This is a genomic window from Acidimicrobiia bacterium (assembly GCA_040881685.1).
Lineage (GTDB): Bacteria > Actinomycetota > Acidimicrobiia > IMCC26256 > PALSA-555 > SHVJ01.
Map to the genome: position 1 here is coordinate 119,777 of JBBECS010000054.1, position 22,958 is coordinate 142,734.

Sequence of the window (22,958 nt, forward strand, 5' to 3'; positions counted from 1 at the left end):
TTCCCTCTGCGCCACGAGGAGACGAGTCATGCGCTACCGCCGCTTCGGTGAGTCGGAGCTCGAGGTCTCCGAGATCGGGTTCGGCACGTGGACACTCGCGAGCGACTGGTGGGGCAAGGTCGACGACCAGCAAGGCATGCTCCACGCCGCTCTTGACGCCGGTATCACCTTCATCGACACAGCGCCGGTATACGGATCCGACGGCGTGGGCGAGACGTTGCTCGCCGACGTTCTGAAATCACATCGCAACGAGCTCGTGCTCACCACGAAGTGCGGCTACGACATCGACGCGGCTCGAAAGTTCCCCGGACAGTCCGAACGACCGCATGACTGGCAGCCGGAATCGATTCGCCGTCAGCTCGAGGACTCACTTCGACGCCTCGGAACCGACTACATCGACCTGTACCAGCTCCACAACGCGCGCATCGAGCCGATCCTCGAAGACTCACTCTGGGAAGAGCTCGAACGCATGGTCTCGGAGGGCAAGGTGCGGGCACGGGGCGTGGCGCTCGGTCCCGCGATCGGCTGGGTCGAAGAGGGCCTGACTTCGGTTCGGAACCGGCCGATTGCGACGCTCCAGACCGTGTTCAACGTGCTGGAGCAGGAACCTGGCCTGACGTTTGCGGCAGATCCCAACGTGGCCGAAGGTCGCGTTTCGCTCATCTCTCGCGTGCCGCACGCGTCCGACACGTTGTCGGGCAAGGTCACACCCGATACCGAGTTCGCCAAGGACGACCATCGTTCGCACCGCAACCGCGACAACATGCTCGACAACTTCGAGAAAGCCGAGACGATCGCATTCTTGTGGCAGGAAACCGGCCGCACGATCGGGCAAGCCGCGATCGCAGGGATCTTGGCGAATCCCGCGTTCGCAACCGTGCTCCCCACGTGCGTGACCCCGGACGAAGTACGGGAGTACGCGGCGGCATCGGACCTCCCGCTCGCGGCCGACGAAAGCGCTGCGCTCCACGATCTCTGGACGCGCAACTTCGACCACGCTGACCGCTACGAGATGCCCCTCAAGTCGAGCGCTTGAGTCGCCCGGTGTCCACCCGTCTCCCGGCAGAACAGCGTCGACGCCAGCTCCTGGATGTTGCGTGCGTGGAGTTTGCCGAGCGCGGCTTTCACGCGACATCCATGGACGACGTCGCGGCCGCGGCCGGCGTGACGAAGCCCGTGCTGTATCAGCATTTCCCGTCCAAGCGGGCGCTCTTCGTCGAGCTCCTCGTGGACGTCGGCCACCAGCTGCGGCGCGAGCTCGCCGTGGCAACCGCCGCCGCGCACACTGGTCGCGAACGGGTCGAGGAGGGCTTCGCCGCGTACTTTCGCTTTGTGACCGGCAATGAAGCCGCGTTCCGCGTGCTGTTTGGCGCGTCAGCCAGGAACGACCCGGAGTTCACGGAGATCGTGGAGCGGGTGCTCGATGAGTCCGCCGACGCGATCAGTCAGCTCATCGAGATCGAGGGCACAACCGAGCACCGCCGTGTCCTCGCTCACGCCTTGATCGGGATCGCCGAGGCGACCAGTCGCGACGCGCTCACCGACAACGGATCCGATCCAGTTCTCCTCGCGCGCTGGGTCAGCGAGCTGGTCTGGTTCGGTTTGCGCGGCGTTCGCGCCGAGGAGCCGGCTGCCCGACCCTGAGTACTGTCCCCGCCATGGATCGAGTCCGGCTCGGATTGGTGGGAATCGGCAACATCGCGCCGCTCAACGCACAGGGTTACCTCGACCATCCTGACTGCGACGTGGTCGCGCTCTGCGAACCGCGCGAGGAAAAGGCGCTTCGTGTGGCCGCGGAGTGGGACGTTCCGAAGGTCTACACGAGCCTCGACGCGCTGTTGGGCGACGACGAGATCGACGCCGTCGAGATCCTCACGCCCACGCACATGCATCGCGACCACGTCGTGGCCGCGGCAAGAGCCGGTAAGCACATCTCGTGTCAGAAGCCCATCGCGAACTCGGTCACCGAGGCACGCGAGATGATCGCCGCGGCCGACGACGCCGGCGTCGTGTTCCGAGTCAGCGAGTGCGCTTTGCACTACCCACCACTGATGAAGGCGCGCGAACTCATTGCCGAAGGCGCGATCGGCACACCCAACATGATCAGGGTCAAGACCCTCGTCGGCGGCAAGACCAACTCGAAGTTTGGGGACACGCTCGAGGTCGAGGGCTACATCTGGCGGTTCAACGAGCTGAGCCCCGGCGGACACCTGTTCGACGACGTGTGGCACAAGTACGCAGCAGCGCTCTGGCTCGCCGGCGAGAACGTGCGCAGCGTGCAGGCCGTCGTGCGCCAAGGGCCGCTTTTCTTCGAAGCGCCGACCGCCGCACTCTGGGAGTACGAACGCGACGACCTCCTCGGTCTCATGGAGGTCACGTACGCGCCGAACATGTTCCTGCGCAGCGAGTTCTTCGGCGCCGACGAGTTCTTCGAGATCCAGGGCTCGGACGGCTTCATCTGGGTGACTCGCTACACCGGCCAGATGCTCGACCTCCCGCCGGTGATGCTCTATCGGGCTGACGGCACGACCACGTCGTTCGGTGACATCGATGCAAGTTGGACCAGCAGCATGGCTGGCGCGTCAAAGCACTTCGTCGACTCGTTGCTTGCCGGGACGCAGCCCGACATGGACGGCGAGCTCGCCATCCAGACGCTCCAGCTCGCATTCGCCGTCTATCAAGCCTCGAATGAGCGACGTCCAGTTGATCCGAGCACGATCGAGACCGCGGTGTCGCCGCCGTGGTGGCCGATCTACCCGTCGAAGGCCTGACGCGCATGACCTTCGATCCCATCGCCACCGCGACCATGCCGATAGCGGAACATCGAGAACCGATGTTCGTCCACGACGATCAGAACGCCGGGGCCCGCCAACGCCTCGACGACTACGTACGCATGCACGACCGTCGACCCAACGTGCTCGTGATCCTCTTCGACGACGTCGGCTGGGGCGACTTCGGTTGTTACGGCGGTGGAATCGCGGTCGGAGCGCCCACGCCGAACATCGATCGACTGGCGCGGGACGGACTGCTCCTCACGTCCTGCTACTCCGAGCCCTCCTGCAGCCCGTCACGCGCGTCGCTGATGACGGGGCGACTGCCGATGCGACACGGGTTGCTCCGCCCGCCGATGTACGGCGAACCGGGCGGACTCGCGGGTGAGGTGACGCTCCCGCAACTCCTCAGTGCGGCGGGATATGCGACGCAGGCCGTCGGCAAGTGGCACATGGGTGAGAACCGCGACTCCCAGCCTCAGCACGTTGGGTTCGACGACTTCTACGGCTTCCTGTCGGTCTCGGACATGTACAGCGAATGGCGCGACCCGAACTTCTTTCCCGAGATCGTCTACTCCGACGAGCGCACGCGCTGGATCGAGAACCAGCCGTTCAACCGCTGCTTCGTCCACGCGACAAAGGACGGCGATACCGAAGACGTCGAGGAAGTGACGATTCCGGTGCTCTCGACCCTCGACGACAAGTGGGCGGGGTACTCGATCGACTTCATCCGGCAGAGATCGGGCAACCAGCAACCGTGGTTCCTCTACCACTGCACCCGCGGTGCGCACTTCGACAACTACCCGCTCGAGAAGTACCTCGGATCATCACCTGCGAAGCACCCCTACAAGGACACCCTCGTCGAGCTCGACGACATCGTGGGCAGGCTCGTGGGTGAGCTCCGGGAGACGGGGCAGCTCGAGCACACGCTCGTGTTCGTGTCATCGGACAACGGTCCGAACATGGAGACCTGGCCCGACGCGGCCTACACACCGTTCCGGTGCGCCAAGGGATCAACCTGGGAAGGCGGCGTGCGGGTGCCCGGCGTGTTCGCATGGCCGGGGATGATCGAGGCCGGCCGTGCGTCGGACGGCTTGTTCGCATTCACCGATCTCTTCCCTACTGCGCTTGCGCTCGCCGACGCCGACACTGCGGTTCCCACCGACCGATTCATCGACGGCGTCGATCAGACATCGTTCCTGCTGACGACCGACGGCCGCTCGAACCGCAAGTATCAGTACTACTGGCTGCTCAACCAGTTCTCGGCGATCCGCGTGGGCGAGTACAAGCTGATGCTCGCGTCGATCTCCGACGACGACACCGACGTCCACAGCCAGGGCGGATTCGAAGGCGTGTCTCAGCGGTATCCGTACGGCCGTCTCTACAACCTCTATCTCGATCCGAAAGAGTCGCGCAGCTACCTGGTTCGCAAGCTCGCCTATATCGACTCATTCACCAGCGGGATCAGAGCGCACCTCGCGACGTTCGGTCAGTATCCGCCGAAGAACGCGTTTGCACGGCGCTGACCTCTGGCTACGACGCGAGCGCGGAGCGCAGCGGGGGAAGCACGGCGTCACCGAGCACGGCGATCTGCTCACGGACCACTTCGGTTGAGACGCCCGGCACGTGCACCCGGAGGTTCAACGCATCGGCGCCAGCACGGCCAGCAACGTCCGCAAGACCGCTGGCGACTGCCGCAGGATCCGTCGAGCCGATCAGCTCGTTCCCTCCCCAGTGCAGCTGCGCGGCGCGTGACGAGTACCCGCGGTACACATCGAGCTGCTGGTCCACCTTCTCCTGCGGCGGCTCACCGAGCCAGGCCCGCCGGATCATGATCACCGGACCGCCGCCGCCAGCTTCGCGGTAGGCGTCGGTGAGCTCCCGGCACCGCTCCGCGAGCGACAGCGAGTCGAACAGGATCCCGACGTCGAGCGCGGCGGCGCGTCGCACCGCGGTGAAGCCCATGGCCGCGCTGATGACCGGGATCGGATGTTCGGCGCAGGCCTTGATCGCCGGGTCGTCGGCCAGCGCACCCGGGTTGCTTCCTGACAACATGCCGACGAGGGCCTCGAGCCCGTCGGTGAAGCGCTCGGCGAGTCGGTGCATCGTGAGTCCCATGACCTCGAAGTCATCCTGCAACGCGCCTGACGCGACACCGATGCCGACGCGGCCCGGAAAGCGCGCCGCCAACCATGAGACTTCTTCTGCGACCAGCGCGGGCGGCCGCAGCGGGAGGAGCAGCGGTGACGGCGCGGCCCAGCCCGTCGCCATCGCCTCGAGACACCATCCCGCGGCCTGGAGCGGGTTCGGGAGATAGCCATGGAAGCCCGCGTGGTGCTCGCTCGTCATCACCCCGTCGAAGCCGTGCTCGGATGCGAGCGCGGCTTGCGCGCGCAGCTCCTCGACGATCGCCGACGCGGGCAGCTCGTTGTGCGGATACAGGCGGAGCGACACCGAGCCCCGCGCGAACGGCGTCATCCGGTGCGCGTGTCCTCGAGCCAGTCAGGCAGGTCGATGGGCGGGTTCGGCAGCTGCTGCACGCCGCGCTCGGTGAGGAGTCGCTCCCAGCCCTCGGGGTCGGCGGCGAAGGAACGCGGGTCGCCCATCATCACTTCGAACAGAAGGGCCCCCTCGGGCCCCGCGATGAACGGCCCGAACGTGTCGCCGTGGTCGAGTGCGATGTGCGTGCCCGCTGTGCAGTGAACCTCGCCGCACATGATGTCGCCTTCGATCACGAAGACGATGTGATCGCTGTTGTGACCGTGAGCGTGCACCATCATTCCTGGTTCGTACTTTGCATAGACGGTGAGGTAGCGGTCGGAGAACTCCGGCCACTTCTCGAACACCGACACGGTGCGGTCACCGTGCTGTTGGCGTCGCACCTCCTGCCACTGCAAGTCGTCCAGGTGCTTGATCCGCGGACCGCCGGCCATGTCACGCCTCCTTGCCCGTTCTCTGCAGTCAGGATTCCTGCGCGCAGCCTGTCACGAACCCGCTCAGTGCGGCACGAGCCCACCGTCGGCGATGAGTACCTGACCGGTCACGAAGCTGGCTGCGTCCGAAGCGAGGAAGAGCGCAGGGCCGACCATCTCGTCCGTCGATGCGGCTCGCGCTTGGTGACTCGCCGCGGCCATGCTCGCCTGCGCCTCAGGCGCGGTCTTGCGCATCATGTCGGTATCGACGCTTCCCGGCGCGAGGGCGTTCACTCGTATTCCTCGCGGCGCGAAGTCGGCGGCCATCGCGCGCGTGAAGGACATCAACGCTGCCTTTGCGGCGGCATACATCGAGACGTTCGGCGAGAACAAGAACGCACCCGCCGAGATCACGTTGACGATTGCCGCGCACGGGCTGGCTTCGAGGTGCGGAAGCGCGTCCTGCACGAGGAACACCGGGCCGCGCAGGTTGACGTCGAACGACTTCTGCCAAGCCTCCGGCGTGAGCTGACCGATCGGCATCGTCAGGGGTGTCGCCGCGTTGTTGACGACGATGTCGAGTCGGCTGAACCGGTCCATGGTCCGCCCCACGAGTGCTGCCACCGCGTCGAGATCGCCGAGATGGGTCGGGACACCCAGGGCTTCACCCCCGAGCGCAATGAGGTGAGCCTCGGTCTCGGCGCAAGCATCGGCCTTGCGGCTCGCGACGACGACGTTCGCGCCCGCGGCCGCGAAGCCCTCAGCGATCGCGCGTCCAATGCCACGGGTCCCGCCGGTGACGACCGCCACCCGGTCCGTGAGGTCGAAGAGCGCGCGCAGTGCGTCTCGGTCCATCAGATCTGCGGCCAGGCGGGGAAGTCGGTCGACACGCGCTGACGCCAGTTCGGCGCTCGTCCTTCCAGGAACGCCACCGGTCCTTCGCGCACGTCGGGCCCGTCCATGAGATGCAGGTGCAGCGCGCTCTCGAGCCGTTCCACCTCTTGCGGGGTCCGCCCGAGCGCGTCCCACAGCAGTCGCTTGCTCATGGCGACCGAGACGGGTGCCGCGTTGACCGCGATGTCGTTCGCGACCTCCAACGCCGTCGGCAGCACCTCGTCTGCTGGCAGGCAGCGACTGGCGAGGCCCATCGCGTGTGCTTCGTGCCCGTCGAACATGCGTCCCGTCAGCAGGATGTCAGCGGCGTTCGCAAGGCCGGCGATGCGCGGCAGCGTCCAGTGCGAGTACGCGTCACCGAGCATCCCGCGCCGTGCCTGCACGATGCCGTACTTCCCGTCTGCGGCGATGAACCGGAGATCGCACTGCAGTGCCAACGTGAGGCCGATGCCGATGGCGTGGCCGTTCACCGCGGCGATCACCGGCTTGCGGATCGCGAATGCCGGCGGGTCGACGCCGGCCGCACTGAAGTCGGCGCTCTGCACATCTCGGGCGACCCCGCCGGTGAAGGTGTCGGCGCCGCTTGACATATCGGCCCCGGCGCAGAACGCAGGCGGCGTGCCGGTGAGCACGACCGCGCGCACGTCGTCATCGGCATCGCACCGGCGATAGGCGTCGCCGAGCTCCGTGCCCATGCGCCCGGTGAAGGCGTTACGGACCGCGGGCCGATCGAGCGTGATCACCGCCACGCCGTCGCTCACCTCGAAGCGAATGTCCTCGTAACCCACAGACTCTCCCGCTGGGCCAAGGAGGGCAGGGTACCTGCGGCGCTGTCGGTAGCCTCTGCGCCGTGACCGACCGCCTCCATCTGAGCATCGACGGGCTGATCGCGACGATCACGAACGACAACCCCGACAAGCACAACGCCTTCGACGACGAGATGGATCTGAGGCTCTTCGACATCCTCGGGGAGATCAAAGAGCACCCAGAGGTGCGCGCCGTTATCTGGCGAGGTGAAGGAAAGTCGTTCTCCTCAGGCCGCGACGTGGGCTCGATCGGCAACCTCACGGTCGAGCTCTCGCACCACGAGCTCATGCGCCGCGGTCACCGGGGCATCCAACAGCTCTGGGAACTCGACGCGCCGGTGATCGTGGCCTGCAAGGGCTGGGTGATGGGTGGCTCGTTCCAGCGCGCGCTGCTCTGCGACCTTCGCATCGCCTCGGAAGATGCCAAGTTCCGGCTGCCCGAGACGACCTACGGCGTCATCCCCGACACAGGTGGCGTCGCGGTGCTGTACGAGATGTGCGGTCATGGCGTGGTGAGCGACATGGTCCTCACCGGTCGGGTCCTCACCGCCGACGAAGCGCTTGCGCACGGCATCGTCAGCCGCGTCGTCCCCGCGGCGGAGCTCGATGCAGTGACGCGCGAGATCGCGGAGCAGATCGCTGCGGCACCTGCGGTCACGATCAAGATGGCTCGCGAGGTGATCCGGCACCTCGCAGTGCCACAGATCCGAACGTCGATGGCCGACGAGATGATCTACCAGACCTTCATCAACAAGAGTGACGACGTCGCCGAGATGCGCGCGGCCCGCGATGAGGACCGTGCGCCCGGGTACACGGGGAGCTGAACCCGCACATGACCGATCCCATCGGATTGCCCGCACCACCGCCAGTTGGCGAGACCGCACTGAAGCCCGGCACGTTCGACGGCGCCTGCGTGTTCGTGACCGGCGGCGGCACCGGGTTGGGCAAAGCGATCGCCTCGGAGTTCGCCCGGTTGGGCGCGTCGATCGTCATCGCGAGCCGGAAGGACGAGCACCTCGATGCTGGACGGGTCGCGATCGAGGCGCTCGGAACGAAGGTGGCCACCGTGATCTGCGACATCCGTGACGCCGAGAGCGTCACCGCCGCATTCGACGCGGCCGAGAGCGCCTTCGACCTCCCAGGCGTGCTGATCAACAACGCCGCGGCCAACTTCCCGGTGCCGGCGGAGGACATGTCGCCGAACGCGTGGCGGACGGTGGTGGACATCACGCTGAACGGCACGTTCTTCTGTGCCAGAGAGTTCGCGCGTCGTCATCTCGTCGCGGGGACGCCGGGATCGATCATCAACGTGGGTGCGTCGTACGCGTGGACGGGCGGCCCCGGGTTCGTGCACTCGGCCGCAGCCAAGGCGGGCGTGAAGAACCTCACGGAGTCGTTGGCAGTCGAATGGGGCCCGTACGGCATCCAGGTGAACGGGCTCGTCCCAGGACTCTTCCCGCACGAGGACATGACCGCCGACATCAAGGGCAACCTCGAGCGCACGAGCGACAAGGACGCATGCCAGCCCGCGATGCGAGTCGGCCAGCGTCAAGAGCTCGGATGGGCGGCAACGTTTCTGGCCTCGCCCTACGGCCGTTTCATCTCGGGTCACACGCTGGTGGTCGACGGGGCCAACTGGCAGCGGCGCAGCCTCACGAACCCGGAGGTCGTCACCGTGCGCGAGCAGATGGGCAAGGGTCCGTTCGCGGCTGATGGCTAAACGCGCGCTCGTCGTCGGCGGGACCGGCCCGACCGGCATGCCGATCGTTCGCGGGTTGGTGCAGCGGGGCTACGACGTCACGATCCTGCATCGCGGTGAGCACGAGCGTGATGAGACACCCGCTGCCGTCGACCACCTCCACTTCGATCCATACGACGACGCGTCGCTCACCGAAGGGCTCGGCCAGCTGACGTTCGATGTGGTCGTCGCGATGTACGGACGACTGCGCTCGGTCGCTCGACTCCTGGCCGGACGCACCGGGCAGTTCGTGTCGGTCGGCGGCGTGCCTGCGTACCGGGGCTGGATGAACCCGTGGCTGCACAACCCGGCTGGGTTGCCCGTGCCGGTAGCCGAGGACGCGCCGACCGTCGGAGAGCCGGGTGAGGATGAGAAGGGCTTTCGCATCGTTCGCACCGAGGACGCAGTGTTCGAGCAGCACCCGAACGCGGCGCACTTCCGCTACCCGTACGTGTACGGCCCGTACCAGCTCGTACCCCGCGAGTGGTGCATCGTGCGACGCATCCTCGACGGACGCGATTCCATCGTGGTTGCCGACGACGGACTCACGCTCCATCACCACGGCTACACGGAGAACCTCGCGCACGCGGTGCTCCTCGCAATCGGCGCACCCGACGCGGCCGCTGGCCTGGTCTTCAACGTCGGCGACGAGGAAGTGCTGACCGTGCGACAAGTGATCGAGCTCGTCGCGGTGGCACTCGGTCACCGGTTCGACATCGTGTCGATGCCGTTCGACCTCGCGGTGCCTGCCCGCCCACTCCTCGCGCAGCCGCTGCCCACACACCGCGTGCTCGACCTCACCCGGGTGCGCAGCGTGCTCGGCTACCGCGACGTCATGCCCGCTCGAGAGGCCATCGCTCGCACGGCGCGCTGGCTCGCCGACCACCCACCCACGCCCGGCGGGATAGAGGAGCAGGTGCTCACCGACCCCTTCGACTACGACGCCGAGGACCGACTTGTCGACGCTTGGTGCCGAGCTCGCACCGAGATCGGAGCTGCCGCCCACTTCGACCCGGAGCCCGGCTACGGGCTCGCGTACAGCGGGCCCGGAGGTCGACCGCGATCGAACCCGGAGTTCGACGCATGACGGTCAGCACGGGCCCGCTTTCTGGCGTGCGCGTCCTCGATCTCTCGATCGCGGCGACTGGCCCGTATGCCGTGACCCTCCTCGCCGACCAGGGTGCTGACGTGGTCAAGGTCGAACGACCGGGCATCGGTGACATCGGTCGCTGGGTCGGGGTGTCGGTGAACGGCATGAGTGCGCTGTTCCTCATGTGCAACCGCGGGAAGCGATCGATCTCCGTCGATGTCCACACCGACCAGGGACGCGACATTGTCCGCGCGCTCGCTCGGGATGTCGATGTCGTCGTGCAGAACTTCCGACCTGGCGTCGTCGAGCGTCTGGGCGTCGGGTACGACGATCTGCGGTCGGAGAACCCCGATGTCGTCTACGCGTCGCTGTCAGGCTTCGGACCCGAAGGGCCCTATGCATCCAAGAGCGCGTACGACACGGTGATCCAGGCATACGGAGGCTTCGCGGGCAACCAGGCTGACCCGGCCACTGGTGAGCCCCAGTTCCTCCGCCAGACCGCAGCAGACAAGGTCACCGCGCTCTACGCCGCGCAAGCGATCACCGCTGCACTGCTCGCCCGCGAACGCGGCGCCGGCGGTCAACACCTCCATCTTTCGATGCTCGATGCGGTGGTGTCCTTCCTTTGGGTCGATGCCGCCGGCAACGAAGTGCTGATGATGGCCGACGGGTCGCAGCCGTCGAGCTTCGTGTCGACCTTCCGACCGTTGCAGTTCACCGACGGATGGGGCATCTGCACTCCCACCTCTGATGCCGACTTCGCCGGCATGTGTCGCGGATTCGACGTCGACGGATTCGACGATCCGCGGGTCGCCACGATCGGGCAGCGCATCCAACATCGCGAGCTCACGAACGCGCTCGTCGAGCGTTGCTACGACGCGGCCGCGAAGATGTCGACGGCCGAGGCGATGGCGCGACTGGAAGCCGAGCGGGTTCCGTGCGGTGTGGTCGTGCGTCCCGAGGAGCTCGCCGCGGATCCCCACGTCAAAGCGATCGGGCTGCTCGTGGAGTCTGAGCACCCCACCGTGGGTCTCGTACGTCAGCCTCGCCATCCAGCCCAATTCGCATCCACGCCCGCGAGTCACGGCTCACCTGCTCCCGACCTGGGTCAGCACACCGATGAGATCCTGCGCGAGCTCGGGTTGGGCGATCAGATCGACGCGCTCCGCGCCGACGGTGTCGTCAGCTGAGCGAGGTCAACCCGAGCCGCGTCCACGGCGTGCAATGCCGTCACGGAGAACCGTGTGGCGTCCGCCGAGTGCTGCATCGTCCAGGGAGTCCACCCAGTTGTAGGGATCGGTGCAGGGACACTCCAAGTCTGCGACAACTAGCCTGCGCGCCGTGCCCCAGCCGCCGCCCCGCCGCTCGCCGGGCCCTCCGGGGCCGGGAGCGCAACCCTCCCCGCCGCCGTCGCGCGCCTTGAAGAAGCGGCGCAAGAAGCCGGGCCAGCGCACGGTCGGCACCTACCTCTTCTTCGTGGTCATCGCCGTGATCGTCGCGTTCGGCCTGCTCCAGCTGGCGGTCGGCATCTTCGGCGACACGACCCCGGCGATCGGCGACCACATCCACGCCGCGCTCGGCGTCAACATCTGTGGCGAGTTCGAGGACAACGCGCCGACGTTCCTCACGCGTGCCGGATCGGAGGAGTCAGCCGGCATCCACTCCCACAACGACGGCCTCATGCACATCCACCCGGAAGCCGACGATGAAACAGGGATCGACGCCACCGTCGGGAAGTTCTTCGAGGAAGGTGGCTGGGAGCTCTCGGAGGACCGCATCAACCTTGTGAACGGCTGGTCGAACACCGACGTCACGAACGGCGGCACCTGTCCGGACGGCCAGGTCGCCAGCGTCCGTTGGATGGTCAACGGCACCGAGAAGGACGGCAACCCCGCCGACTTCGCACCTGAGGACGGCGATCGGATCACGATCGCGTTCCTCCCCGACGGCGACGCGATCCCTGAGCCGCCCGCCGACGCCCTCACGACGCTCGCGAGCGCGCTCGCGGGCAAGGGCAACGACTGAGTTGACAGCCGCGCTCGCTCCTAGCGGGTGAACGCCAGGATCGCCTCGCACGTGCGGACGAGGAGACGGGCGGCGGCCGTCGTTTCGCGACTCGCCATCGGGCTCTCGGCGCGCTTCTGCCACCTGGCGAGCTGCTCCGACGCGGCGGCCCGAATCGCCGCGGCGTCGGCGTCGGCCGGAAGGCCGAGGCGAGCGTTGACGGCCGCCCCGTCGCCACCGGCGAGGCGCTCCATAGGCGCGAGTTCGTCGGGCTTCGCGTCAACGGCGCCACTACGGAGCAGGGTGAGGAGGCGCAGCTCGGCGAGCTCGTGCGCCCCCGCGGTGAGCTGTTCCGCGGTCGACAGCAGCTCCTCGCTCCCTGGCACCGGCTCAGAGAGGGCGAGCGTCTCGACCGCGAGGATCCCGGAGCGGGCCTTGAGCAGATCGCGCCGCTCGGTGAACTGCGCGAGCAGCACCCTCCGGAGCGCGGGCAGACCGCTGCGCGCCACTAGCTCCTTGGCCAGCGCGTCCGCGTTGGGTGCCGTGCTGTCACGGACGAGGGCGATGGCAAGGCGCACGCCGAACAGGCCCAGCCGTTCGAGCAGCGCCTGGCGCTCCATCGTGGTGAGACCGACGTGCGCGTCGGCGTTGGCGAATCGGTCGGCCGACACGAGCAGCCGGTCCACATCGGCGGCGGGGGCCTTCGCGAGCGTCGCGATCGCCTGGTACTCGGCCTCGCGCAGCGTCTCCCCGGTCTGGGCGAGCAAGCCGGCCACGGGGAGCACCGTCTGCGCGAGTCGGCGTACCTTCTCGTCGCGTGCGTAGCGAGCGGCGATCCGCGCCGCCGACTCGAGCGAATCGAGCCGTCCGCCGCCGATCTCGTCGGCCCGCGAGAGCACGGCGATCGCGTTCACCGGCGTGGCCTGGGACACCTCCTCGTCGTGGAAGGTAGAGAGGAAGTCGACGTCGGTCGCGTGGAGGTGCTTCATGAGGTAGAGGACGGCGTCGGCCGCCGTCTCGCGGTGGTCGCCGGGCGTGAGGAAGTCCGCGGTGCGCGCTGATGGCGCGCCCGAGAGCGCGGCGATCCCCGGCGTATCGATCAGCGTGATCGTTCGCAGCGCTGACGATGGCCACTCGACGTCGAGCCGTTCGACGGCATCGGGCGCGACGCCGTCAAGGTCAACGTCGAGTCCGTCGTCGACCCGGTGGAACTTCAGCGAGCGCGGCTCGCCGTCGCGGGGGTGGAGCGTGACTCTGTAGGTCACCCCGTCGTGGTACCAAGTCACGATCTGCGTGCACTCGCCCTCGTCGGTCGGTGCGAGTGGCTCGCCGACGAGCGCGTTGAGGAGGGTCGACTTGCCCGCCTTCACACGTCCCGCGATAGCGACGCGGAGTGGCTCGTCGAGGCGCTTGCGCTGCTCCTCCAGGTACTCGGCCGAGGCGCCGCGACCTGCGTAGACGCCGGCCGCGTCGTCGAGGAACGCCCGGACCCGCTCGAGGAGACCGGCTCCTCCGCCGCCTGTCTTGGTCGACGTCGCAAGCGACGTCTCCTCCGGCGCCGACCGTTCACGCCGCTCGGCGCCGGTCACGACGTCGGAGCGGAAGCCAGGGCGAGGTCACGCGACTCGACGATCTGCTTGCGCAGCATCGCGATCCGTTGGATCTCGGCCTGCACGTCCTTGAGACGCTTCGTCCGCGTCTGCTGGTCGGCCTGCACCGCCTGCGCGGCTGCCTGCTTCGACTCGTTCACCGATCGCTGGAGCTCATCGGCGCGTGTGGTGTAGTGGTCGCGCAGCTGACGCTGCACCCGCCGGAGGGTGTCACGGCTCTCCTTGCCGGAGAGGAACGACGCCTCGTCGAGGTACTTCCGGATCGCGTTCTTGGCGTTCTGACGGCGCATGGTGATCTGGCGTGTTTCTTCGTCGCGCAGCGCCTTGCGCCCCATCATGAGACCGGCCGCCACAGGGAGCGCGCCGATCGCGAGTCCGACCATGCTGCCCAGGGCGCCGAACATCAAGACGCCCATGTAGCCGCCCCGAACGCCGGTCATCGCCTTCTGACCCTTCCCCATCGTCGAGAAGTCGACGTGCGCCTCGGTGCTCTCCCGGCGAAGCGATGCCCCGGCCCCCCCGAGATCGGGGTGGTACACCGCCGCCTCGCTGTCGAGCGCGAAGTGCTCGGCGACCTGGGCGCTCAGCTCCTCGGCCCGGGTCTGGAGGAAACGGAAGTTGTTCACGACGTCCTCCGCGGAGCGACGGTAGAGCCAGGGCTCGAACTCGGCCCAGATCTCGACCGGGTCGTCGTTGTCGATGACCTCGTCGGCCTCCTTCGTGATCTGCCGGAGCCGACCCCGCAGATCGTGGTCGACGTCGGAGGTGAGGTCGCCGATCCCGTCCGCGAGCGTCACCGCCCACCGCGCCGCCTGGCTGTGCAACTGCTCGGCCCGCTGGTTCGCCCGCTCGAGACCCTCCCGGAGCGGCCCGGCATCCTCGGGTGCTTTGAGCGCGGCCTCTTCGGTGTTGAACTGCGCCTGGAGCTGATCCGTCACCGTGAGCAGCTCGGCGCACACGCCGGCCACGCCGCGGCGCTCGCCGTCGCCCACGATCTCGGCGCGCAGCGTCTCGATCAGCTGCGGGAAGCCCGACTCCTCGTCCAGCTCGGGATCGCCGAGCTCGAGCGCCTGGGTCCGCAGGGTCGACGATACCGAGATGATCGACGTGGCGATCTTGGCCTCGGCGAGGTGCCCCTGATCGAGGTCCACGATCTTGCGCCACGCCGGGTAGAAGTCGATCTTCGTCACGACGCAGCAGACGTTCGGGCAGAGCGAGATGGCCTGCTTCAAGAAGGTCATCTCGGGCTCGGAGAACTCCTGGGACGCGTCGGAGAGGAAGAGGACCCCGTCGGCGGTGGGCAGCGCGGCGGCGGTGATCGCGCCGTGGACCGACCCGAGACCGCCGACGCCCGGCGTGTCGACGAAGACGAGCCCGTCTTCGAGCATGGGCGACGGAACTCCCACCTCAACCCATTGCACCCGCCGCTCGTTCGCGGGGTTCGCGGCCTCGGTCACGTACTCGCGGATCCGGTCGACAGGGATCTCCTCGACATCGGGCTCGGCGTCGGGGTCCTCGCTCATGGGGCTGTACAGCACCCGCGCGGTCGGCGGATCCGCGAAGCCGACCGCGGTGGGGGCCGAGGTGGCGATGTCGTCGTCGACCGGGCACACGCTTGTGTTCAGGAGCGCGTTGACCAGCGAGCTCTTGCCCTGCTTGAACTCGCCGACCACGAGCACCCGGAACGCTGGGTCCTCGAGGCGCTGGCGGGCGGCGGCGATCCGCGCCGCCAGGTCCTCCCGTCCGTAGGCCGTGACCGCCTTCGTCACGAGGTGGATCGCGGCGAGGGTCGCGTCGACCGCCTCGCTCGACTCGCTCGGCTCGGCCGCCGCGCCCCCTGCCATCGGTTCCCCGGTCGTCACGGCCCCATCCTCGCGGATATTCGAGCGGACGCGACGAGGCCCCAGGCGTTCGCCTGGGGCGTCGTCGTGTTTCGAGTCGTCGGACTAGTTGAAGTCCGGGTCTGCCTCCTCCGGACCGTTCGCAACCTCGGCCCGAAGGAGCGGCGGACGACCGAGGTCGACGTCGACGTCGATGTTCTCGCTCTCGTCGATGGCCTGCTGGTTGTCGTCCCCGGTGGCCACGTTCGAGTCGGTGATGTCGCCGCCGCCGGTCTGGACGCCGTCGCCGGTCTGGACATCGCCGCTGATGTCGTCCCCGGCCAGGACGTTCCCGTCACCGTGTACCTGCTGCACGTCCTGGTCGAAGTCGATGTTGCCTTCGGCCTGCAGGTTGTTGGTGATCGAGTTGTCCTCGATGTAGGTGTTGTAGACGATCGGGTTCAGCTGCGCCGCAACACCGGCGACACCAGCTGACGCTGACGCTGACGCCGACGCCGACGCCACGCCGCCCGCCGCGCCACCCGCGTAGTTGGCGCCGCACTGGGCGACGGCCTCGGGGTTGACGTTCGCGTAGCCGTGCTCCTGGAGCCACTGCTCGGGAGCCCTGCTGTAGTCCGCGGCGGCTTGCTGGTTGCCAAGGAGCTCATCGAGGAGCTTCTCAGCGTCGTTGATGTCGACCTGCGTGATGGGCATGGTTCCCTCCTTGAGGTCGCGGCCCCGACTCTCGGGGCTACGACGCAGTGTGGACGTCCCCCGCCTCGGCGAATCGGGGATCCCCCTCATGTTTCGTGCCGACGATACGGGACGCGACCGGCGCGCGTCGAGGGGGGGAGAGGGAAGCACTCGGTGAACGGTGCCCCCCGGCGACGCGGTCCCGATCCCCTCCGCCGCGGGATCCGCGAATCGGGGCCTCCCCGAGACAAGCAGGTCCCCCGTCGCCTAACGTCCGCGACCTTCGGAGTTGCGCCGCCCGCGGGGCGACCGGACGAGACGAGGGGCTGTGGGGTACGCGCTCGGTGTCGACCTCGGCACCACGTACACGGCAGCCGCGACCTACCGCGACGGCAGGGCCGAGATGGCGACGCTGGGAAGTCGCACCGCGGCCATCCCCTCCGTCATGTACCTGCATGACGACACCGTCCTCGTCGGCGAGGCCGCCGAGCGCCGGGCCGCGAGCGAACCCGAGCGCGTCGCGCGCGAGTTCAAGCGCCGTGTCGGCGACACCACCCCGATCTTCCTCGGTGGCTCGCCGTATTCGGCCGAGGCACTGATGAGTGCCATGCTGCGCTGGGTCGTCGACGAGGTCGCAAAGACCGAAGGTGGCGCGCCGGACGAGGTAGCGGTCAGCTATCCCGCGAACTGGGGTCCCTACAAGCGCGAGCTGCTCGACAACGCCATTCGCCAAGCGAACCTCGACCACGCGATCAAGGTCACCGAGCCTGAGTGCGCGGCCATCCACTACTCCACGACCGAGCGGGTCGAGGTCGGCGACGTGATCGCCGTCTACGACCTCGGAGGCGGGACCTTCGACGCCGCGGTGCTCCGCAAGACCGCGGACGGCTGGGAGACCCTGGGCACGCCGGAGGGCATCGAGCGCCTCGGCGGCATCGATTTCGACGCCGCCGTCTTCGCCCACGTGCAGCGGTCGATCGGCGATGCGCTCACCGGCCTCGACGAGGACGACGAGACCGCGATGGCCGCAGTCGCGCGCCTGCGGGACGAGTGTGTCGATGCCAAGGAGGCGTTGTCGTCCGACACCGACGCGTCGATCCCGGTGCTCTTGCCGAACGCCCAGACTCAGGTCCGGCTGACCCGGGGCGAGTTCGAGGACATGGTGCGTCCCCAGATCGCGTCGACGATCGACGCGCTCGGGCGATCGCTCGCGAGCGCGGGAGTCGAGGCCACTGCTGTGAAGGCCGTGCTCCTCGTGGGCGGCTCGTCGCGCATCCCGCTGGTGGCCCAGATGGTCACGGAGGCCCTCGGCCGCCCGGTCAACGTGGACGTGCATCCCAAGCACTCGATCGCGCTCGGCGCGTCGATCGCGCTCGGTGCAGCACAGGCTGCCGCGGCCGCGGCGCCGGGCGGCAGGGCCGGGGCTGCGCCCGACACGCCGAAAGTCGTCATCGGTTCGGCTGCCGCAGCCGTCGGTGTGGGTGCGGCGGCCGCCGCGGCCGATGCGGGCGGTGCCGCCGCCAGTTCGGGCGAACCGACCGCGGCCGCCACGCACGTGGGCCCGGGCGGCGCAGCGCCACCAGGTTCGGGGGAGCAGTTCGGAGCCGGTGGTGGTGGTGGTGGCTACGAGCCGCCCCGCCGCGGCCAAGGGCGGAGCGGCGGCAATGGGAACAATGGCGACGGCGTTCGCCGCAAGGCCCTGCTCGCCGGCGCGGCCGCGCTGTGCGTCGGGCTCCTCGTGGGTGGCGCGGCAGTGGTCGCTTCCTCCGGCGGTAGCAGCGACCCGACGGACGAGACGACGACGAGCTCGTCGAGCACGACCACCACCACAGCGCCCCGCCCCGTCCAGACGCGGCCGCAGAACACGACCACCAGCTCGTCCACGACGACGAGCTCGACGACGACGACGACCGAGCCGCCGTAGCCGAACCTGTCCTTGGCACGTTGGCTGTTCCCCGCAGCGAAACCCCACGAGCTGAGCCTTCGGCGTCAGTCGATGTGCATACCTGAGATCGCTCGGGCGATGACCAGCCGCTGGATCTCGGAGGTGCCCTCGAAGATCGTGTAGATCTTCGCATCGCGGTGCCAGCGCTCGACGGGGTACTCGCGCGTGTAGCCATAGCCACCGAGGATCTGGATCGCCTCCTCGGTGACCTTGACCGCAACCTCGCCCGCCTTGAGCTTGCTCATCGAGCCCTCACCCGACTCGAACGGCTTCTTGGCGCCTGCCATCCAACATGCCCGCCACACGAGCAGGCGAGCCGCGTCGATCTCGGTCTTCATGTCGGAGAGCTTGAAGGCGATGCCTTGGTTCTCGATGATCGGGCGTCCGAACGCCTTGCGCTCCTTGGCGTATTCGAGCGAGTACTCGAATGCCGCGCGGGCGATGCCGATGGCCTGCGCGCCAACGAGCGGTCGCGTTGCCTCGAACGTGCTCATCGCGGCCTGCGTCTTGGTCTTGGCGCCCTCGCGAGCGCGCGCGAGGCGCAGGTCGAGCTTGTCCTTGCCACCGAGCAGGTTGGCGCCAGGGATACGACAGTCGTCCAGGATCACCTCGGCGGTGTGACTCGCGCGGATGCCGTGCTTCTTGAACTTCTGCCCCTGGTTGATGCCGGGCGTGTCCGGACCCACGACAAAGGCAGCGTGACCGCGGCCCTTGAGCTCCGGGTCGACCGCGGCGACGATCACGTGCACGTCGGCGATGCCGCCATTCGTGATCCAGGTCTTGGTGCCGTCGAGCACCCACTCGTCGGACTTCTCGTCGTACACGGCGCGCGTCCGCAGGCTCGACACGTCGCTGCCGGCGTCGGGCTCGCTGACGGCGAACGCGCCGAGTTGAATCTTTTCGGGCGTGCCGAAGCACTGCGGCAGCCACTCGCCGTGCTGTTCCGGCGTGCCGCTGGCCAGGATGCCGCTCACGGCGAGCGTGCTCCCGAGGACCGCGAGCGTGATGCCGGCATCGCCCCACGCCAGCTCCTCGCTCGCGAGCGCGAGCATCAGTCCCGCGGGGTCGGCTGCGCACTGGGCGAAGAAGTCGAGCGAGTAGAGGCCGACCTTGGCGGCCTCCTCGATGATCGGCCAGGGGGTCTCTTCCCGCTCGTCCCACTCGCTGGCGGCGGGGCGCACGACGTCTTCGGCGAAGTCGTGGACCCATTTCTGGACCTGGAGCTGATCTTCGTTGAGGTCGAGGCTGAACTCGGCCATGGGTGCCTCCTCGGCGCCGGGGGGCCCGGTCGCCTGTAAGTTACTGACCGGTAACCACCTTACCCGAGTCGCGCCTCGGAATCACCAATCCGGCCCGCGGAGGCCTCAGGCCAAGGTGCTCTCCGGGGCCACTCGCCCCGATCTCGTGCGCCACCCGGCACGAGCCGGAGCCGTGCGTCATGGAAGTGGGCTGTGCGCTCCGCGAAACGTGGGCCGACGTGCGCGATGCCACGATCGCCATCCTCGACGCCACCACGTTCGCCGACCTCGCCGCCCGCTCCGGCGGCCGCTGGCTCGAGCCAACCCCGATCCCCGAACCTCGCCGTCGCGAGGCCGCAATCCCCTAACGCCCGCAATTGCAAGGATTCGTGCTATTTTCCTTGCATGAGCGGGTTTCGCATCGGCGAAGCGGCGCAGCTGCTGGGCGTCAGCGCCGACACCGTGCGGCGGCTGGCCGACGATGGCGAGCTCGAGACCCAGCGCACGGAGGGCGGACAACGGATCGTCGACGGCGTGTCCCTGGCGAGGTTCGTCGCCGCGCAGACGACCACCCCCGAGGCGGGGTCGATCGTGGCGCAGTCGGCCCGCAACCGCTTCAGCGGGATCGTCACCCGCGTCGTGAAGGACAACGTTGCCGCCCAGGTCGAGATCCAGGCCGGTCCACACCGCCTGGTCTCGCTGATGACGGCGGAGGCGGTGGACGACCTCGGGCTCGAGCCCGGCATGCTCGCCGTCGCCGCGGTGAAGGCCACAAACGTCGTGGTTGAGGTGCCAGGACCTTGAGACGCATGTTCCTTGCGGTCGCGCTCGTCGCCGCGATCGCAACCCCTGCCTCGGCCGGTGAGCGCATCAAACCGGTCGGCGGACCGCTGAACGTGTTCGCTGCGTCATCGCTCACGGAGGCCTTCGCCGCCATCGGCGAGAAGTTCGAGCGCAAGAACCCGGACGCGGACATCACCTTCAACTTCAGCTCGTCATCGACGCTCGCGACGCAGATCGAGCAGGGCGCCCCTGCTGATGTGTTCGCGTCCGCCGACGTTCGCACGATGGACAGGCTCGTGGCCGGCGGGCAGGTCCCCGAGGGCGGTGGGCGCGGCGGTGACGTGCCCGTGTTCGCGCGGAACCGCCTCGCGATCGCCGTTGCCCTAGGGAACCCGAAGAAGATCAAGACGCTCGCTGACACCCTCGACGGTCGCGTGACGCTCGTGTTGTGCGCACCGGAAGTGCCGTGCGGGAAGTACGCGATGCAGGCATACGAGAACGCGGGGCTCACCGTCCCGCAGGTACCGACCGGTGCCAGCGCCAAGGACACGTTGGCGAAGGTCTCGCTCGGCGAGGCGGACGCGGCGGTCGTGTACGTGACCGATGTCGAAGCCGCGAGCGGCGATGTCGACGGAGTGAAGATCCCCGATCGCGACAACGTGAACGCGCTGTACCCGATCTCACCGATCGTCAACTCGCCAAACGAACGGGGCGGGAAAGCGTTCATCATCTACGTGCAGTCCAAGGCTGGCCAGAGGATCCTGCGCAGGTTCGGCTTCCTCGAACCATGAGCGTTGGGACGAGGCGGGCGCGCCGCGGCCCCCCTGTCTTCGTCGGTGTCGTTGCCGCCGTCGCCATCGCGTTCTTCGCGCTCCCGCTCATCGGGATGCTGGAGCGCGCGCCGTGGAGTGACGTCTGGGGCGATCTCACCGCTGACACCACGGTCGACGCGCTCCGGCTGTCGCTGGTCTGCTCGCTCGCTGCGACGGCGCTATCACTGCTGTTCGGCGTACCGCTAGCGTGGGTGCTGGCCCGAGCCGAGTTTCCCGGCCGGCGCCTCGCGCGCGCCCTCGTCACCTTGCCGATGGTGCTGCCGCCGGTGGTGGGAGGCGTCGCACTCTTCCTCGCCTTCGGACGGAACGGCTTCGTCGGTCAGCACTTGGACGCATGGTTCGGACTGCGCTTGCCCTTCTCGACCGGCGGTGTGATCGTCGCCGAGACCTTCGTCGCGATGCCATTCCTCGTCGTTGCCGTGGAGGGTGCGCTCCGAAGTGCCGACATTCGCTACGAGGAGGCGGGGGCGGTGCTCGGGGCCCGCCGGATGACCGTGTTCCGCCGGGTGACGCTCCCGATGATCGCGCCCGCGGTCGCGGCGGGCGCCGTGCTGAGCTGGGCCCGCGCCATCGGAGAGTTCGGGGCGACGATCACGTTTGCCGGCAACTTCCCCGGTACGACGCAGACGATGCCGCTCGCGATCTTCGGACGGTTCGAGGCCGGCGATCTCGATGGCTCGATCGCGTTGAGCCTCGTGCTCGTCGGAGTGTCGATCGCGGTGCTGGTCGGGCTGCGCGACCGGTGGCTGCACGCATGACTCTCACCGCGACCCTCGGGGTCGACCTGGACCGATTCACGCTGCACGACATCGCGCTGCGCATCGCCGACCGCGAGACGGTCGCGCTCCTCGGCCCGAACGGGGCTGGCAAGACAACCATTCTGCGAACCTTGATGGGTCTTGTCCCCGTGACCCGCGGGCAGGTGAGGCTCGACGATGTCGTTCTCGACGACCCGACCGACGACCGATGGGTCCCGCCCGACCGGCGCCGAATCGGCACCGTCTTCCAGGACCTGCTCCTCTTCCCACACCTGAGCGCGCTCGAGAACGTTGCATTCGGCGTGCGCTCCCGCGGCGTACGGCCACGTGACGCTCGGCGCCGCGCTGCCGAATGGCTCGAGCAGCTCGGCATCGTCGATCTCGCTTCGGCGCGGCCGCGAACACTCTCCGGAGGTCAAGCGCAGCGCGTTGCACTCGCTCGCGCGCTCGCCACCGAGCCCAGGTTGCTCCTTCTCGATGAACCCTTGACCGCGCTCGATGTGAGCACGCGACCCGAGATCCGGCGCGAGCTCGCCCGGCACCTCGAGACCTTCGACGGCGGTGCGCTCGTCGTGACGCACGACCCGGTCGAGGCGATGGCGCTCGCCGACCGCATCGTGGTGCTGGAGGACGGGCGCGTGACGCAGGAAGGCACCCCAACCGAAGTCCGTGAGCAGCCCCGGACTCGCTACGTCGCCGACGTGGCCGGCCTCAACCTCTACCGCGGTACCGCCGGAACCGACGGGCTCGTCCTCGAGAGCGGGGCACATCTCGTCAGCGCGCAACGGCTCACGGGGCCCGCGTTCGCGGTTGTGCACCCGCGTTCCGTGGCACTGCACGAGCGCCGACCCGAAGGCACACCGCGCAACGTGTGGCAGGGAGTTGTCCGGCATCTCGATCCCGAAGGCGATCGGGCCCGAGTGCACGTCGACGCACCGGTGCCGATGACCGCCGAAGTGACCTCGGCTGCCCTCGCCGAGCTCAGGCTCGCGGAAGGGAGCGCCGTGTGGGTGAGCGTGAAGGCAACCGAGGTGACGCTCTACCCCGCGTGACGAACGCGGCG

General features: G+C 68.2%; 23 protein-coding genes. 15 read left to right on the top strand and 8 right to left on the bottom strand.

What is annotated here, in order from left to right; genetic code table 11:
* Positions 1-28 precede the first annotated feature (28 nt).
* Genes WEE69_15255 through WEE69_15270 form a run of 4 tightly spaced genes read left to right on the top strand, consistent with a single transcriptional unit; the run spans position 29 to position 4,297 of the window.
* Positions 29-1,036 (top strand): aldo/keto reductase, encoded by a 1,008-nt coding sequence (locus WEE69_15255; GenBank protein MEX1146659.1) that lies wholly within the window; start codon positions 29-31, stop codon positions 1,034-1,036.
* An 8-nt stretch (positions 1,037-1,044) separates the two neighbouring features.
* Entirely contained in the window at positions 1,045-1,644 is a 600-nt protein-coding gene (locus WEE69_15260) for a TetR/AcrR family transcriptional regulator (protein MEX1146660.1), read from the top strand.
* 14 nt (positions 1,645-1,658) lie between these two features.
* Positions 1,659-2,771 carry a Gfo/Idh/MocA family oxidoreductase gene (locus tag WEE69_15265; protein ID MEX1146661.1) on the top strand — a complete coding sequence of 371 codons (1,113 nt, stop codon included), beginning with the start codon at positions 1,659-1,661 and terminating at the stop codon, positions 2,769-2,771.
* A 5-nt stretch (positions 2,772-2,776) separates the two neighbouring features.
* Positions 2,777-4,297: a sulfatase-like hydrolase/transferase gene (locus WEE69_15270; GenBank protein ID MEX1146662.1), complete on the top strand. Its 1,521-nt coding sequence runs from the start codon at positions 2,777-2,779 to the stop codon at positions 4,295-4,297.
* Between the two features lie 7 nt (positions 4,298-4,304).
* On the opposite strand, the gene WEE69_15275 is transcribed toward WEE69_15270, so the two are convergent.
* The 4 genes from WEE69_15275 to WEE69_15290 all read right to left on the bottom strand — a co-directional run bounded on the left by WEE69_15275 (position 4,305) and on the right by WEE69_15290 (position 7,365).
* Positions 4,305-5,249 carry an LLM class flavin-dependent oxidoreductase gene (locus WEE69_15275; GenBank protein MEX1146663.1) on the bottom strand — a complete coding sequence of 315 codons (945 nt, stop codon included), beginning with the start codon at positions 5,247-5,249 and terminating at the stop codon, positions 4,305-4,307.
* Complete coding sequence (locus tag WEE69_15280; GenBank protein MEX1146664.1) at positions 5,246-5,704, bottom strand: hypothetical protein; 459 nt, start codon at positions 5,702-5,704, stop codon at positions 5,246-5,248. Before WEE69_15280 ends, WEE69_15275 begins: the two co-directional genes overlap by 4 nt.
* A gap of 63 nt (positions 5,705-5,767) precedes the next feature.
* Positions 5,768-6,538 carry an SDR family oxidoreductase gene (locus tag WEE69_15285; protein ID MEX1146665.1) on the bottom strand — a complete coding sequence of 257 codons (771 nt, stop codon included), beginning with the start codon at positions 6,536-6,538 and terminating at the stop codon, positions 5,768-5,770.
* Positions 6,538-7,365 (bottom strand): enoyl-CoA hydratase-related protein, encoded by an 828-nt coding sequence (locus WEE69_15290; protein MEX1146666.1) that lies wholly within the window; start codon positions 7,363-7,365, stop codon positions 6,538-6,540. Before WEE69_15290 ends, WEE69_15285 begins: the two co-directional genes overlap by 1 nt.
* A 62-nt stretch (positions 7,366-7,427) precedes the next feature.
* Between WEE69_15290 and WEE69_15295 the strand changes: the two genes are divergently transcribed.
* The 5 genes from WEE69_15295 to WEE69_15315 all read left to right on the top strand — a co-directional run bounded on the left by WEE69_15295 (position 7,428) and on the right by WEE69_15315 (position 12,236).
* Positions 7,428-8,207 carry an enoyl-CoA hydratase/isomerase family protein gene (locus WEE69_15295; GenBank protein ID MEX1146667.1) on the top strand — a complete coding sequence of 260 codons (780 nt, stop codon included), beginning with the start codon at positions 7,428-7,430 and terminating at the stop codon, positions 8,205-8,207.
* 8 nt (positions 8,208-8,215) lie between these two features.
* Complete coding sequence (locus WEE69_15300) at positions 8,216-9,103, top strand: SDR family oxidoreductase (GenBank protein MEX1146668.1); 888 nt, start codon at positions 8,216-8,218, stop codon at positions 9,101-9,103.
* On the top strand, positions 9,096-10,208 hold the full coding sequence (locus tag WEE69_15305) for an NAD-dependent dehydratase (protein MEX1146669.1): 1,113 nt from the start codon (positions 9,096-9,098) through the stop codon (positions 10,206-10,208). The genes WEE69_15300 and WEE69_15305 overlap by 8 nt, the downstream gene beginning before the upstream one ends.
* Positions 10,205-11,401 carry a CoA transferase gene (locus tag WEE69_15310; protein ID MEX1146670.1) on the top strand — a complete coding sequence of 399 codons (1,197 nt, stop codon included), beginning with the start codon at positions 10,205-10,207 and terminating at the stop codon, positions 11,399-11,401. Before WEE69_15305 ends, WEE69_15310 begins: the two co-directional genes overlap by 4 nt.
* Positions 11,402-11,630: 229 nt before the next feature.
* A complete protein-coding gene (locus tag WEE69_15315; GenBank protein ID MEX1146671.1) occupies positions 11,631-12,236 on the top strand; it encodes a hypothetical protein in 606 nt (201 codons plus the stop codon).
* A 20-nt stretch (positions 12,237-12,256) separates the two neighbouring features.
* Here the strand turns inward: WEE69_15315 and WEE69_15320 are convergent, their stop codons facing one another.
* The 3 genes from WEE69_15320 to WEE69_15330 form a co-directional block, all read right to left on the bottom strand.
* The gene (locus tag WEE69_15320) at positions 12,257-13,804 is read right to left on the bottom strand and encodes a dynamin family protein (GenBank protein MEX1146672.1); all 1,548 of its coding nucleotides are present in this window, start codon (positions 13,802-13,804) and stop codon (positions 12,257-12,259) included.
* A complete protein-coding gene (locus tag WEE69_15325; protein MEX1146673.1) occupies positions 13,801-15,687 on the bottom strand; it encodes a dynamin family protein in 1,887 nt (628 codons plus the stop codon). The genes WEE69_15320 and WEE69_15325 overlap by 4 nt, the downstream gene beginning before the upstream one ends.
* An 84-nt stretch (positions 15,688-15,771) precedes the next feature.
* Positions 15,772-16,359: a hypothetical protein gene (locus tag WEE69_15330; GenBank protein MEX1146674.1), complete on the bottom strand. Its 588-nt coding sequence runs from the start codon at positions 16,357-16,359 to the stop codon at positions 15,772-15,774.
* Between the two features lie 307 nt (positions 16,360-16,666).
* Between WEE69_15330 and WEE69_15335 the strand changes: the two genes are divergently transcribed.
* Positions 16,667-18,262: an Hsp70 family protein gene (locus tag WEE69_15335; protein ID MEX1146675.1), complete on the top strand. Its 1,596-nt coding sequence runs from the start codon at positions 16,667-16,669 to the stop codon at positions 18,260-18,262.
* 65 nt (positions 18,263-18,327) lie between these two features.
* On the opposite strand, the gene WEE69_15340 is transcribed toward WEE69_15335, so the two are convergent.
* Complete coding sequence (locus WEE69_15340) at positions 18,328-19,542, bottom strand: acyl-CoA dehydrogenase family protein (protein ID MEX1146676.1); 1,215 nt, start codon at positions 19,540-19,542, stop codon at positions 18,328-18,330.
* 179 nt (positions 19,543-19,721) lie between these two features.
* On the opposite strand from WEE69_15340, the gene WEE69_15345 reads away from it, so the two are divergent.
* From WEE69_15345 to WEE69_15365, 5 genes are read left to right on the top strand one after another with little or no spacing between them, the layout of a single operon-like run.
* Positions 19,722-19,889, top strand: a complete 168-nt coding sequence (locus WEE69_15345) for a hypothetical protein (GenBank protein MEX1146677.1) — start codon at positions 19,722-19,724, stop codon at positions 19,887-19,889.
* A gap of 37 nt (positions 19,890-19,926) precedes the next feature.
* Positions 19,927-20,325, top strand: a complete 399-nt coding sequence (locus tag WEE69_15350; GenBank protein MEX1146678.1) for a helix-turn-helix transcriptional regulator — start codon at positions 19,927-19,929, stop codon at positions 20,323-20,325.
* Positions 20,326-20,330: 5 nt separating this feature from the next.
* The gene (modA, locus tag WEE69_15355; GenBank protein MEX1146679.1) at positions 20,331-21,095 is read left to right on the top strand and encodes a molybdate ABC transporter substrate-binding protein; all 765 of its coding nucleotides are present in this window, start codon (positions 20,331-20,333) and stop codon (positions 21,093-21,095) included.
* Positions 21,092-21,895, top strand: coding sequence for an ABC transporter permease (locus WEE69_15360; protein MEX1146680.1), 804 nt, complete (start codon positions 21,092-21,094; stop codon positions 21,893-21,895). The genes modA and WEE69_15360 overlap by 4 nt, the downstream gene beginning before the upstream one ends.
* Positions 21,892-22,947 (top strand): ABC transporter ATP-binding protein, encoded by a 1,056-nt coding sequence (locus tag WEE69_15365; protein MEX1146681.1) that lies wholly within the window; start codon positions 21,892-21,894, stop codon positions 22,945-22,947. Before WEE69_15360 ends, WEE69_15365 begins: the two co-directional genes overlap by 4 nt.
* Positions 22,948-22,958 lie beyond the last annotated feature (11 nt).